11 protein-coding genes are annotated in these 12,558 nt (G+C 64.5%); 4 read left to right on the top strand and 7 right to left on the bottom strand.

The genetic code is table 11. From position 1 onward, the window contains the following. The first annotated feature begins 62 nt into the window (after window positions 1–62). The 3 genes from PP1Y_RS19500 to PP1Y_RS19490 are packed head-to-tail and all read left to right on the top strand — an operon-like array spanning window position 63 to window position 3,630. Window positions 63–1,244 carry a hypothetical protein gene (locus PP1Y_RS19500; protein ID WP_041559021.1) on the top strand — a complete coding sequence of 394 codons (1,182 nt, stop codon included), beginning with the start codon at window positions 63–65 and terminating at the stop codon, window positions 1,242–1,244. A gap of 35 nt (window positions 1,245–1,279) precedes the next feature. Then, a complete protein-coding gene (locus tag PP1Y_RS19495; protein WP_013833759.1) occupies window positions 1,280–2,242 on the top strand; it encodes a hypothetical protein in 963 nt (320 codons plus the stop codon). Further along, window positions 2,242–3,630, top strand: a complete 1,389-nt coding sequence (locus PP1Y_RS19490) for a sensor histidine kinase KdpD (RefSeq protein WP_013833758.1) — start codon at window positions 2,242–2,244, stop codon at window positions 3,628–3,630. The genes PP1Y_RS19495 and PP1Y_RS19490 overlap by 1 nt, the downstream gene beginning before the upstream one ends. A 7-nt stretch (window positions 3,631–3,637) precedes the next feature. Here PP1Y_RS19490 and PP1Y_RS19485 read toward each other — a convergent pair whose 3' ends face one another. The 3 genes from PP1Y_RS19485 to gltX form a co-directional block, all read right to left on the bottom strand. After that, the gene (locus PP1Y_RS19485) at window positions 3,638–3,847 is read right to left on the bottom strand and encodes a hypothetical protein (RefSeq protein WP_041559020.1); all 210 of its coding nucleotides are present in this window, start codon (window positions 3,845–3,847) and stop codon (window positions 3,638–3,640) included. Between the two features lie 175 nt (window positions 3,848–4,022). Next, entirely contained in the window at window positions 4,023–5,306 is a 1,284-nt protein-coding gene (locus tag PP1Y_RS19480) for a citrate synthase (protein ID WP_013833757.1), read from the bottom strand. Window positions 5,307–5,319: 13 nt separating this feature from the next. Further along, entirely contained in the window at window positions 5,320–6,774 is a 1,455-nt protein-coding gene (gene gltX, locus PP1Y_RS19475) for a glutamate--tRNA ligase (RefSeq protein WP_013833756.1), read from the bottom strand. Window positions 6,775–6,803: 29 nt separating this feature from the next. Between gltX and PP1Y_RS19470 the strand changes: the two genes are divergently transcribed. Continuing rightward, entirely contained in the window at window positions 6,804–8,993 is a 2,190-nt protein-coding gene (locus tag PP1Y_RS19470; protein WP_013833755.1) for a ComEC/Rec2 family competence protein, read from the top strand. Between the two features lie 84 nt (window positions 8,994–9,077). On the opposite strand, the gene lexA is transcribed toward PP1Y_RS19470, so the two are convergent. From lexA to trpC, 4 genes are all read right to left on the bottom strand, one after another. Continuing rightward, a complete protein-coding gene (gene lexA, locus PP1Y_RS19465; protein ID WP_013833754.1) occupies window positions 9,078–9,773 on the bottom strand; it encodes a transcriptional repressor LexA in 696 nt (231 codons plus the stop codon). Between the two features lie 84 nt (window positions 9,774–9,857). Then, complete coding sequence (locus PP1Y_RS19460) at window positions 9,858–11,081, bottom strand: molybdopterin molybdotransferase MoeA (protein WP_013833753.1); 1,224 nt, start codon at window positions 11,079–11,081, stop codon at window positions 9,858–9,860. Then, complete coding sequence (gene moaC, locus PP1Y_RS19455; RefSeq protein WP_007015127.1) at window positions 11,081–11,563, bottom strand: cyclic pyranopterin monophosphate synthase MoaC; 483 nt, start codon at window positions 11,561–11,563, stop codon at window positions 11,081–11,083. Before moaC ends, PP1Y_RS19460 begins: the two co-directional genes overlap by 1 nt. Window positions 11,564–11,748: 185 nt before the next feature. Then, window positions 11,749–12,537: an indole-3-glycerol phosphate synthase TrpC gene (gene trpC, locus PP1Y_RS19450; protein WP_007015128.1), complete on the bottom strand. Its 789-nt coding sequence runs from the start codon at window positions 12,535–12,537 to the stop codon at window positions 11,749–11,751. Window positions 12,538–12,558 lie beyond the last annotated feature (21 nt).

Here is a 12,558-nt window from a genome sequence, read left to right as displayed (position 1 = left end):
AGCCTGTGCCTAAATGGGCGCGCTTCGCTGGAGATTGAAAACTGCGCATCGCTTTGCTTGCCATGACTGAACCCGCGGGAGCGGGACAGGCGTTTCCGCGCGGATTTCTGCGGGTGGCGGGCGTGAGCGTGGCACATCACCAGCTTGGCCTGGCCCTCGCGCTCGACTGCCAGCGTGTCATCTGCATGGCGCGCGGCACTTCGCCCGAACTTCTGGCGCTCCAGCACGCGGCAGAAGATGCCGGGCTGCAGTTCTACATTGCCACGAATTTGCGCCAGCTCAGCGGCCTCATCACGGCCAGCGATGAAGTGCTGGTCGTCACCGAGGGACTTTTCGTCGATCCGGGAAGCGTCACCCACCTGTTCGAGAGCCGCGGGCCGGTGGTGCTGGTCATGCCGGTCGAGAATGCCTTGGCGGCCGGGTTCGAACGGATCGACCTCAACCGCGCGGCGGCAGGGATCATGCGGGTTCCGGGCGAATTGATGGAGCGGCTGCAGGAGCTGCCGCCGGATTGCGACATGATTTCGGCCTTGACCCGCATAGCGCTTCAGTCGGGCATTGCCATGCGCGAGGTGCCTTCAGGGGTACGCATCGGCGCCAACTGGCGTCTGGTCCGCAACGAGGGCGAAGCCGTCGCGGTGGAGGCCGAATGGCTTGCCGAGCAGGTCAGTGACGGAAGGCAACTTTCTCCGGGCGGTTCGGTGGCTCGCCTTGGTGTCCTGACTTTCGGCACATCGCTGCTGCAGGCCGGCAATGCATCGAACATGCTCAGCCTCGGCGCCTTGGTATCCGTGGGACTATCGGCAGTACTGGGCTGGTTCGGACTGGTCTGGATCGCCCTGATTTTCGCGGCGATCGCTGCGCTGCTGGTCGAAAGCAGCCGCCTTTTGCGGCAGGCGGAGCGCCGGGCGCGGGGGCAGATGAGGCCGATCATTCCGCGCGCCGACGCATTGGGCTGGCTGGTCGATATCGAAATCGGTCTGCTAAGCCTTGCAGCGCTTCCGCGCGTTGCCGGGGAATCGTTGATCTCGTGGGCGTTTCCGCCGATCATGCTGGTTCTGCTGGTGGCGCTGATACCCAATAATCTCACCGGTTCTACCGCATCGTGGTTCCGAGATCGGGCACTGCTCGGCGTTATACTGGCTCTTTCCGCGCTCTTCGGGCATGTTCAGATCGTGGTCGAGCTGATCTCGATCGGCCTCGTCCTCGCAGGGTTGATCCTGCCGCTACGGCGCAAGGACTAACCCGGCTTTAACCAAGGATGGCGTAATACGAGCCGATGATCGATCAAGCTGTTCATTCGGCTGACCGGGACAACGTCGAAGCCGTGCTTCGCGACGAGCTTGCTCGCGGCGATGCGATGGCGGGAAGTGTTCTTCCGATCCTGCGGCACCTTATTACCGCCGAAGACAGCTCCGTCTTCAGTGACGAGATCCTTGCGCGCGTGCGCGGGATGCTGGCCGATCTTGCCAATGCCTTGCTCGATGCGCTGGCGCAGAGCGCAGGTCAGCCCGACCACGCCGTTCATCCGGCCGACAAGGTTTCCCTGCTCACGCGGGCCTTTCTCGAAAATCAGGCGCTCCTGTCGCATCTTCATGCCCTGGCGCTGGAATGGCAGCTGACCGAGCGCCTGCAGTCGCGGCTCGCGCTCGATCCGGTGGTTTCGCCGCTTTTGCAGAGCTTCGTGTCGGCCCGCGAAGGCGCGATGCAGGATCTTGCGATGAAGTTCCTTGCCGCGCAGGCGCGCTGGTGCCAATCGCAGCGGCGCATGAAACTATCGCTGTTCGAATTGCCGGCCGATCTGTTTCATGAAACGCTCGTGACCTTGAGCGCGCGTGCAGGCGATGATCCCGAGTTGATCGAGCGTGCGGCCTTCGCCGAGGCGGCATTGCGGCGCAAGTACAACGAAGGGGGCAGTCGGCTCGGCCTCGCGTCCCAGCTTGTGATGAGTATGTCCGGGGAAGTCGAGGCCTTGCTTTCGGTCGCCAATTCGGGGGCTGCCCTATTCCTCTCGGGGCTGGCGATCGGCTCCCGGCAGAAGCGCGACGCGGTGGTCCTGTCAACCCATGAGGCGCAACTGGCGCGACTGGCGCTGGCTCTGCGCACTGCAGGCCTGTCGCCCACTGGCGTCGAGCAGCAGTTTCTTGCCCTGCATCCAGACATTACCCTGCCGCAAGGTTTCGACCGGCTTGGCGCGGACAAGGCATCCGTCATCCTCTCGACAGGGCGCATCGCAGGCTGATGCAGGCAGGCGGAACCATTCTCGCCCGGGCGGTCAGCGATCCCGAGGACAGGCTGTTGACGGCCGAAGAGCCGCTAGCCGGACTGCAATTGCGTTGCGGCGGAGATCTCCCGGGAACCATTGCGGTTCCGGAGCTGCTCGAGCTCGTGCGCAAGGCGCGCCGCTATCGCTTTCGACTTGCGCGGGCCATATCGGCCAACGATGGCAGCGATACGATTACGGCCTGGGTCGAGGTCGAACCGCGCGAGGGCGAGGCGGGCGAGACGCCCGGCTGCGACATCGTCGTGCGAAACTGGCAATCCTCGCCGCTGCCCTCTGAGGAGATCAGTTTCGCCGAACGCCGGCGGATGATGACCGACCGGCACCTGGCCGAGCTGACGGCACAGCTCGATGGTTCGCAGCGCGTCCTCACCGCAGTGACGGACAGTCCCGACCTCGCGCAAGTGGCTGCACGGATGGAAGAGGGGATCGGTCGGCTCTGGACCGATTTTCTCCCGCCCGAGAATGTGACACACCAGCAGCCGCTGCACTGGCGCCTGCTCGATGGTACGCGCGTGAGCGTGGAAGGTTCGGACCGGCCCTGGCGGATCACCCTGATCCCGCATATCCGGCCGGGTTTCGATCCCTCCGGTTTCGAACTCCTGCTGATCTCCGACGAGCCGCAGGCCGGTGAAGTCGAGACTGCGAACCCGATCGAACCTGCCTTGCGGCGCAGTCTCGTCGGGCAGGATCTCTCACCGGTCCTGCGTCAGCCGATTTCGCGCATCATCGCCAATGCCGAGACGATCCGCTCACGGCTCGCCGGTCCGATTCCCGATGCCTATGCGGACTATGCAGGCGAAATCGCCAGTGCGGGCAAGCTGCTGCTGGACCTGCTTGAGGATCTGGCCGACCTCGAAGTCGTGGAATCGGAGAACTTCTCCACGGCGCCCGATCACATCGACTTATCGGAAGTCGCGCGGCAGGCTGCCGGAATTCTCAACGTCCGCGCGCGGGAAAAGGGCATCGTCATCGATGCGCCGCAAGTGGCTGAAAGCCTCCCCGCCGTGGCCGAATTCCGCCGCGTGCTGCAGATCCTGCTGAACCTGATCGGCAATGCCATTCGATATTCGCCGGAAAAGTCACGCATCTGGTTGAGACTCGAGCCCCTCGGGTCGATGGCTCGCGTCATCGTTGCCGACCAGGGACCGGGCCTGTCTGACGAGCAGCAGGCGCGAGTGTTCGAGAAGTTCGAGCGCCTCGGGCGTAGCGGCGACGGCGGATCGGGGCTTGGCCTCTATATTTCGCGCAGCCTCGCAAGGGCGATGGGCGGCGAACTGTCGGTCGAGAGCGCGCCGGGACAGGGCGCGCGCTTCATCCTCGACGTACCGGCCGACCCTGAAGCCTGAACCCGGTTCAGGCCTTGCCGTTGCCGCGGCGAGCCAGCCACACGACGATGCAGCCCACGGCTGCAAGGATTGCGCCGCGAATGGCCCATGTGCGGTCTGCCAGCATGAAACTTTCCGCCGGCCACATGACCACGCCCGTGCCCTGACCGACCCAGAGAAGGCCCATGGCGATGGCCAGCAGGCCCAGGACAAATGCTACGATCCTGATAAACAGCATGAAGATTCCCCCGCCATGTTCCCGAACGGCCTACCTCATCGAGGTGGCCGGATTATGGCGGGTTGGCAAGTTCCGAGGTTCCACTTTCTCCGGCGCCCAAGAAAAAACCCCCGCTTTCGCAGGGGTTTCTCCTAGAGACAGCCCTTGCGGGCGGCCCCGTCCGGCTTGCCGGTTATCAGCGCTGCGAAAGCGGCACGTAGTCGCGCTGCGTCGGGCCGGTGTAGAGCTGGCGCGGACGGCCGATCTTCTGGCCGGGATCCGAGATCATTTCGTTCCACTGCGCGACCCAGCCCACGGTGCGGGCGAGAGCGAAGAGCACGGTGAACATCGTGGTCGGGAAGCCGATCGCCGAAAGGATGATGCCCGAGTAGAAGTCGACGTTCGGGAAGAGCTTCTTCTCGACGAAGTACGGATCGTTGAGAGCGATTTCCTCGAGGCGCAGGGCGGTCTCGAACAACGGATCGTCGACCTTGAGCGCCTCGAACACCTCGCGAACGGTGGACTGCATGACCGTCGCACGCGGGTCGTAGTTCTTGTAGACGCGGTGGCCGAAGCCCATCAGGCGGAACGGGTCGTTCTTGTCCTTCGCACGCTCGATGTAGTGCGGAATCTTGTCCGGCGTACCGATTTCCTTGAGCATGTTGAGAGCGGCTTCGTTCGCGCCGCCGTGTGCCGGGCCCCAGAGGCAGGCAATGCCGGCCGCGATGCAGGCGAACGGGTTGGCGCCCGACGAACCGGCGAGGCGCACGGTCGAGGTCGAGGCGTTTTGCTCATGGTCGGCGTGGAGGATGAAGATGCGGTCCATGGCCTTCTCGACGGCCGGGATCACTTCATACTCTTCCGCGGGCACGCCGAAGGTCATGCGCAGGAAGTTGCCGGTGTAGGACAGGTTGTTGTCCGGGTAGAGGAACGGCTGACCGATCGAGTACTTGTAGGCCATGGCCGCAATCGTCGGCATCTTGGCGATCAGGCGGTGCGAGCTGATCTTGCGGTGCTCGGGATCCGAGATGTCGGTCGAATCGTGGTAGAACGCCGAGAGCGCGCCGACCACGCCGCACATGATCGCCATCGGGTGCGCGTCACGGCGGAACCCGCGATAGAACGTGGCGAGCTGCTCGTGCAGCATGGTGTGGCGGCTGATGGTGAACTCGAACTTATCGAGCTCTTCCTTGCTCGGCAGTTCGCCGTTGAGCAGCAGGTAGCTGACTTCCATGAACGACGAATTTTCAGCCAGCTGACCGATCGGATAGCCGCGGTGCAGCAGGACGCCCTCATCGCCGTCGATGTAGGTCAGCGCGCTTTCGCAGCTGGCAGTCGAAGTGAAGCCCGGGTCGAACGTGAACATCCCGGTCTGGCCGTAGAGCTTACGGATATCGACGACATCGGGGCCGACGCTACCTTTCAGGACAGGGTAGTCGTAGTCCGCTCCACCTGCGGACAGTTTAGCCTGATCACCCACCAGTTCTTACTCCTTATACCTGTGACCCGGCCGGGACTTCGGCCTGTGCGGCAATGCGCGCGAGGCTTTCGTTCCTGCCGAGCAGAACCAATACGTCGAAAATTCCCGGCGAGGTCGTCTGACCCGTCAGGGCTGCCCGCAAGGGTTGCGCGAGCTTACCGAGGCCCAATTCGAGTTCCCCGGCCATTGCTTTCAGGTTGGCTTCCAATGCCTCCAAAGTCCAGTCGGATTCCCCCGACAGACGCTCGTGAATGACAGCAAGGCGCCCCCGCGCCTCGTCGGTCAGAAGAGCTTGCGCCTTCTCGCTCATCGCGAGAGGACGGGTGGCAAACAGGAAGGCGGCGCCTTCTGCAAGTTCGTTGACGTCCTTTGCTCGCACCTTGAGAACAGGCATGGCCTTTTCGAGCAGGACGGGATCTGCGTCCGCGAAGCCATTGGCCGCCACGAGCGGAAGGACGAGTGCCGCGAGGCGGGCGTCATCCGCCTCGCGCAGGTAGTGTCCGTTGAGATTCTGCAACTTGGCAAGGTCGAAGCGGGCTGGCGACTTGCCGACGTGGGCAATGTCGAACCACTCGACCGCCTGGTCGCGGGCGATGATTTCCTCGTCGCCATGTCCCCAGCCGAGCCGCAGCAGATAATTGAACAGCGCTTCGGGCAGCACGCCCAGCTCATCGCGATAGGCATCGACGCCGAGCGCGCCGTGGCGCTTGGACAGCTTGGCGCCGTCCGGGCCGTGGATCAGCGGTACGTGGCCGTAAGTCGGCACTGACCAGTCCATGGCGCGGATGATGACGAGCTGACGAAAGGCGTTGTTGAGGTGATCGTCGCCGCGGATGACGTGGGATACGCCCATATCGTTATCGTCGACTACGACAGCCAGCATGTAGGTCGGCGTGCCGTCGGAGCGCAGGATGACGAAGTCGTCGATCTCGACGTTCTGGACCGTGACCTGTCCCTGCACGAGATCGTCGATTACGGTCTCGCCATCGCGCGGGGCCTTGATGCGCACGACGTAGGGGCGATCGCTCGGCCAGGTCGCGGGATCGGCGTCGCGCCATTCGCTGTCGATGCGAAACGGGCGGCGCTCTTCCTGCGCCTTCTGGCGGCGCTCGGCGAGTTCCTCGGTCGTGAGGTAGCAGCGATAGGCGTGACCGGATTCAAGTAATTGGGCGGCCACTTCGGCGTGGCGCTGCGAGCGCGCGAACTGGAATACCGGTTCTTCGTCGCCTTCGAGGCCGAGCCAGGTCAGGCCGTCGAAGATCGCGTCGATGGCCGGTTCGGTCGAACGGGCGCGGTCGGTGTCTTCGATGCGAAGCAGGTATTTGCCGCCGTGATGGCGGGCGAAGAGCCAGTTGAACAGCGCCGTACGGGCGCCGCCGATGTGAAGGTAACCCGTGGGCGAGGGGGCAAAGCGCGTAACGACGGCTGACTGGCCGTTCGATCCGCTCGATGCACTGCCGCTTGCCATTGTAAATCCCTTCCTGTCCAATGTTCGCCATGGCCAGCCAAGCCAAAGCCCGAGATGAAAATAACGCAAGCCGCGGCCTCGCCGGGGGCGCTGCATTGCAGCATCGGCCATGGAACAGCAAGAGCGAGTTGTCGAGGGTTTTGGCGGGCCTGGAGCGATTTCTTTCTGTTGCTGGCTTCGATCGCGGGCCTTGGCTGGTCGTCTCATTCGGCGCGGGAATCGCGGCGTGGTTCGGCCTTCCCGGACCGTTCCATTGGGCCGGATGTGTCGTCGGAAGCAGTGCCATGGCAGCTTTCGCGGCGTGGATCTGGCCGGATCGTGAGCGCTTTCCCCACATGCGAGTGGCAGCCTGCGCAGTTTTTCTCATGTTTCTCGCCGGTTGCCTGACGGTGTGGAGCAAATCGGCGCTGGTGGGACAGGACGCAATCGATCGCCCGGTCTCGGGAATGTTCCTTGGAAAAGTGCTAGGTGTTGAAGAACAGCCCGCCGAACAGCGGGTCAGATGGATCGTCGCAACGCGGGAACCGGGCTCGGGGCGGTCGATAAAGGTTCGGCTTAATGTTCCCGACGATCTGGGCGTTGCATCCGTTTCGTCAGGGGCGGTGATTCGCTTTGAGGCGCGGTTGATGCCGCCGGCTCCGCCGATGTTTCCAGGTGGGTATAATTTTGCGCGCACCGCGTGGTTCTCCGGCCTTGCTGCAAGTGGGAGCGTCAACGGCAAAGTCGAGATCCTCAGGTTGGGCGGCAAGGGCGATATGCTCGAATCTACGCGTAGCGCGCTTTCCCGACATGTCCGTGCGCGGATGAGCGGTCCGGAAAGCGGGATTGCCGCGGCTCTGGCGAGCGGGGACCGCGGAGGCATTGCAGAGAACGATGCGCAGGCGATGCGCGATGCTGGTCTTGCGCATCTCCTGGCGATCAGCGGTCTTCACGTCAGCGCGGTAATCGGGGCTGCCTATTTTCTCTCGTTGCGGTTGCTCGCGCTTTCGCCCGCGCTGGCCTTGCGGTTCCGGCTCCCGGTGGTGGCGGCGCTGTGCGGTGCTCTGTCCGGGATTGCCTATACCCTGTTGACGGGCTCGCAAGTGCCGACGGTCCGTTCCTGCATCGGGGCGATGCTCGTGCTTGTCGCGCTGGCGCTGGGGCGCGAGGCAATCTCGCTTCGGCTTCTGGCTGTCGCCGGGTTCGCGGTCCTGCTGCTCTGGCCCGAATCGCTGACAGGGCCAAGCTTCCAGATGAGCTTTGCGGCCGTACTTGCGATTGTGGCGCTGGCGACCAGCGGGCCGGTTCGCCGGTTCCTGGCACCGCGAGAGGAATCGTGGCTTTCGCGGCTTATGCGGCAAGCAGCAATGCTGTTCGTAACGGGCTTCGTCATCGAACTCGTCCTCATGCCGATCGGCTTCTACCATTTCCATCGCGCCGGAGCTTATGGTGCGCTGGCCAATGTGCTTGCCATCCCGCTCACGACTTTCGCGGTCATGCCCTGCATTGCCCTCGCGCTGCTGTGCGACATTGTGGGACTGGGCGGGCCGTTCTGGTGGCTGGCGGGGCAGTTCATCGACCTACTGCTGGGCCTCGCGCACACGATCAGTGCGCTGCCCGGCGCCGTTTCGGTTTTGCCTGCCATGGGGACGGGCGGCTTCCTTCTGTTCGTAACCGGCGGCCTGTGGCTGGGCCTGTGGAGCGGGCGCGTGCGGCTGCTGGGACTGGTGCCAGCCTGTTTCGGTATCGTCTGGCTCATCCTGCTCGAGCCGCCGGACATTCTCGTGACCGGCGATGGCCGTCATGTCGGACTGCTCGACGATAGCGGCGATGGGCTCGTCACCTTGCGCGACACCGGCAGCGATTATGTGCGCGACAATCTTCGCGAATTCGCAGGGATCGAAGGCGAATTGACGCCGCTCGCATCGTGGCCGGGTTCGAGATGCAATCGCGACTTCTGTTCGGTACGGATCGATCGAGCCGGTCGATCGTGGGACTTGCTGATCGCCAGAGGCCGCGACCAGGTGCCCGAGCGGTCGCTGGCAGCGGCCTGCGACAAGGCCGATATCGTCATTGCCGACCGCTGGCTGCCATGGAGCTGCAAGCCGCGCTGGCTCAAGGCCGACCGGACCATGCTGGACAGGACCGGCGGGCTTGCCATCAGGCTGCGCGGCAGATCCGTCGAAACCGTGGCGGCAGGGCAGGGCCGCCATGGCTGGTGGAAACCGCGCGGGCCGTGATTTCGGCCCTGTCCGGAGAGTACGCCTTCCTGAAAGTACGCCTCCCGGAGAGCGCGCCTGAAGGTTACGCTTTCCGGGGCAAGCTCAGTGATAGCGGCGCAGCAGCCCTGCGAGCTTGCCTTGAACCTCGATCTCGTCAGGGCCGTAGATCTGCGGTTCGTATGCGGCATTGGCGGGCACGAGGCGAACCATGCCGCCATCGCGCTGGAGATACTTGAGCGTCGCTTCCTCGCCACGAACCAGGGCGACGACGATTTCGCCGTCGCGTGCGGTGTTGGTGCGACGGATCAGGGCAAAGTCGCCGTCGAGAATGCCGGCCTCGACCATCGAATCGCCCGAAACCTCAAGCGCGTAGTGTTCGCCCGAGCCGAGCAGGGCTGCCGGAACCGGAAGCATCGACTGTCCTTCGAGCGCCTCGATGGGAACACCGGCAGCGATGCGACCGTGCAGCGGAATCTCGATGACGTCGTTCGCCGGTTGGGGCGTGCGTTCGGGCTGCTTGAGCGCGGCAAGCGATTCCTTACCGGCAGGAGCGGCGGCCTTCGTCGCGGGCTTGCTGGTGACGTCTTCGGGCTGGCGCAGGATTTCCAGCGCGCGGGCGCGGTTCGGCAGGCGGCGGATGAAGCCGCGTTCCTCAAGCGCGGAAATGAGGCGGTGCACGCCCGACTTCGACTTGAGGTCGAGCGCTTCCTTCATCTCCTCGAAGCTGGGCGAGATGCCGCTTTCTTCAAGCCGGACCTGAATGAACTTGAGCAATTCATGCTGCTTGCGCGTCAACATCTTCGTTGCCTCTTTCTCTGCGTCCCCGAGCGTTGTTCTGCTTGTGAACAATGAGAGAACAATTAAGCAACAGATTCTGGAACGTCAAGCAATACCGCCGTTTTCGAGCAGGAACACCCGCACCGTGTCTCCGGGCGTGGCGGCCGGTGCATGCGCGGGACGATCGATCAGCACATTGCTGGCCGCAAGGGCGCTGAGTGCACCGCTGTCCTGCAGCGTCATGGGCACCACGCTCTCGCCGTTCCAGTAGCCGCGCAGGAATTCGCGGCGGTGGCCGATGGCCCTGAGCGGTGCGTCCAGAACGGTCGAGATCTGCATTGGCAGCGAACGGTTTGCCCCTAGCATTGCGCGCAGCATCGGCAGGACAAAGAGATAGGCGGTGACCATGCTCGAAACCGGATTGCCCGGCAGGCCGATGATGATCTGCGTGCCGCCGCTGCTGCGTTCGCGGGTGGCAACAAGGATCGGCTTGCCCGGCTTGATGGCGACGCGCCAGAAGTCGAGCCTTGCGCCCCAGCGTTCGAGAGCCGGGCGCACGAGATCGTGATCGCCTACCGAGGCTCCGCCGCTGGTGACGATCATGTCGCAATCGGCGGCCTCGTCGAAAGCGCCGATCAGCGCATCGAGCGTGTCGGTCACGGGGCCGATTCGCTGCGCCTCGACCGGCAGGGCGCCAACCAGCGAGACCAGCATGGCGCCGTTGCTCGCGGGGATCTGGTGCGCAGGGCAGGTCTCCGGATCGGCGGCCAGTTCATCGCCGCTGTCGATCACCGCGACTTTCGGCATGCGGCGCACCGGCAGGTGGCGATGACCCGCGGAGAGGGCCAGCGCGATATGCGCCGGGCCGATGCGGACTCCTTCGCCCAGCACTTCTTGCCCTGCCGTGAAATCCATTCCGCAAGGGCGGATGTGCTTGTGCGGCGGTTCGGGCAGATCGCCGCTGAGGGTAATGAGGTTGCCTTCCCGCCCAAGGTCTTCCTGCAGGATCACGACGCCGGCATCGGCGGGCATGATCGCGCCGGTCGAGATCCGCACGGCCTCGCCCTTTTGCAGCGTGCCGGTAAAGGGGTGGCCTGCGGCGCTTTCACCGATCACCTGCCATGGCCCGGTGAGGTCGCCTTCGATCATTGCATAGCCGTCCATCGCGGAGAGATGGGCGGAAGGCTGGGTGCGCCGCGCCAGCAGCGGTTCGGCCAGGAAGCGGCCCAGCGCGCTTTCGACGTCGACGCGCTCGACCGCTAGTGCTTCGGCCAGTGCAAGCAGGCGGGCCTGGGCATCTTCGAGCGGGATCGGCGCGGGACCTGCCATCAGTGCCGGTCCTCCGCGCGCCAGGTCCCGGACTTGCCGCCGCGCTTCTCGATCAGGCGGATGTCGCCGATGACCATGCCCTTGTCGAGCGCCTTGGCCATGTCGTAGATCGTCACCAGCGCCACGGAAACGGCCGTGATGGCTTCCATTTCCACGCCGGTCTTGCCGGTGAGCGAGGCCGTCGCCGTGGCCCTGACGGCTTCGTCCTCGAAGCTGAAATCGACATTGATCGCATCGATGGCGAGCGGGTGGCACATCGGGATCAGGTCCCCGGTGCGCTTGCCCGCCATGATCCCGGCGATGCGCGCGGTGCCCAGCACGTCGCCCTTGGGGGCATCCCCGGCGCGGATCGCCGCGAGTGCCTCGGCTGACATCGTGATCCGCCCCGAGGCAATGGCGAGCCGCTGCGTCTCTGCCTTGGCGCCGACATCGACCATGCGCGCCGTCCCGTCCGAATCGATGTGCGTGAGGCTCTTGTTCATCTCAGACCTTGACATCCTGACGAGGTTTACACGGTTTACACAGTCCAGAAGCACCAGCGAAGCGGCTCCGCAGGACCGGTAAGCGGGCGCTTTCGGGGCCGGGTACATTCGCGCTCATGGCCCATGGATGGCAGATTCCCCGGCTGTAGGACAGGGCGGGCTTCCCGATTGCATCGGCACGAAGTTTATCCTTCGAGCAGCGCCCGCGTTGCCGCCTCGACATCGTCATGGCGCATCAGGCTTTCGCCAACGAGGAAGGTGCGCGCGCCGCACTGCGAGAGACGCTGCAGGTCGGCATGGCCGTTGATGCCGCTCTCACTGACGAGCAGCGTGCCTTCCGGTGCGAGCGGGGCGAGCCGCTCGGTCGTGGCGATGTCGGTGACGAAGCGCTTGAGGTCGCGGTTGTTGACGCCGATCAGGCGCGATTTGAGCCGGGCCGCGCGCTCCATTTCATGCTCGTCGTGGACTTCGACGAGGCAGTCCATGCCGCGTTCGAGCGCGGCCGCCTCGATCTCGGCCATCAGCGTATCGTCCAGCGCGGCAACGATGATGAGGATGGCGTCGGCCCCGATCGAACGCGCTTCGGCGACCTGCCAGGGATCGACCATGAAGTCCTTGCGGATGACCGGCAGCGAGACCGCGGCGCGCGCCGCGACGAGATAGTCCTCATGGCCCTGGAAGTAAGGTGCATCGGTCAGGATCGAGAGGCAGGCCGCGCCGCCCTTTTCATAGGCGACGGCATGTTCGGTGGGGCGGAAATCCGGGCGGATCAGGCCCTTCGACGGGCTGGCCTTCTTGATTTCCGCGATGAGGGCGAACCCGCTCTCGGCCTTGCGGCGTAGCGCCGCCTCGAAGCCGCGCGGCGCGCTCTGGCCGGCAGCCTTCGCGTCGAGCGCGGAAAGCGAGGCAAGGGGCTTGCGGGCGGCGACTTCCTCGCGCTTGGTATCGCAGATCTCGGTGAGCTTGTTGGACATGGCGGGCCTTCGGTGCCTGAT

The organism is Novosphingobium sp. PP1Y (assembly GCF_000253255.1).
Taxonomy (GTDB): Bacteria; Pseudomonadota; Alphaproteobacteria; order Sphingomonadales; family Sphingomonadaceae; genus Novosphingobium.
The sequence above is the reverse complement of the archived record's forward strand: the minus strand, read 5'-3'. Positions and strand labels throughout refer to the sequence as shown.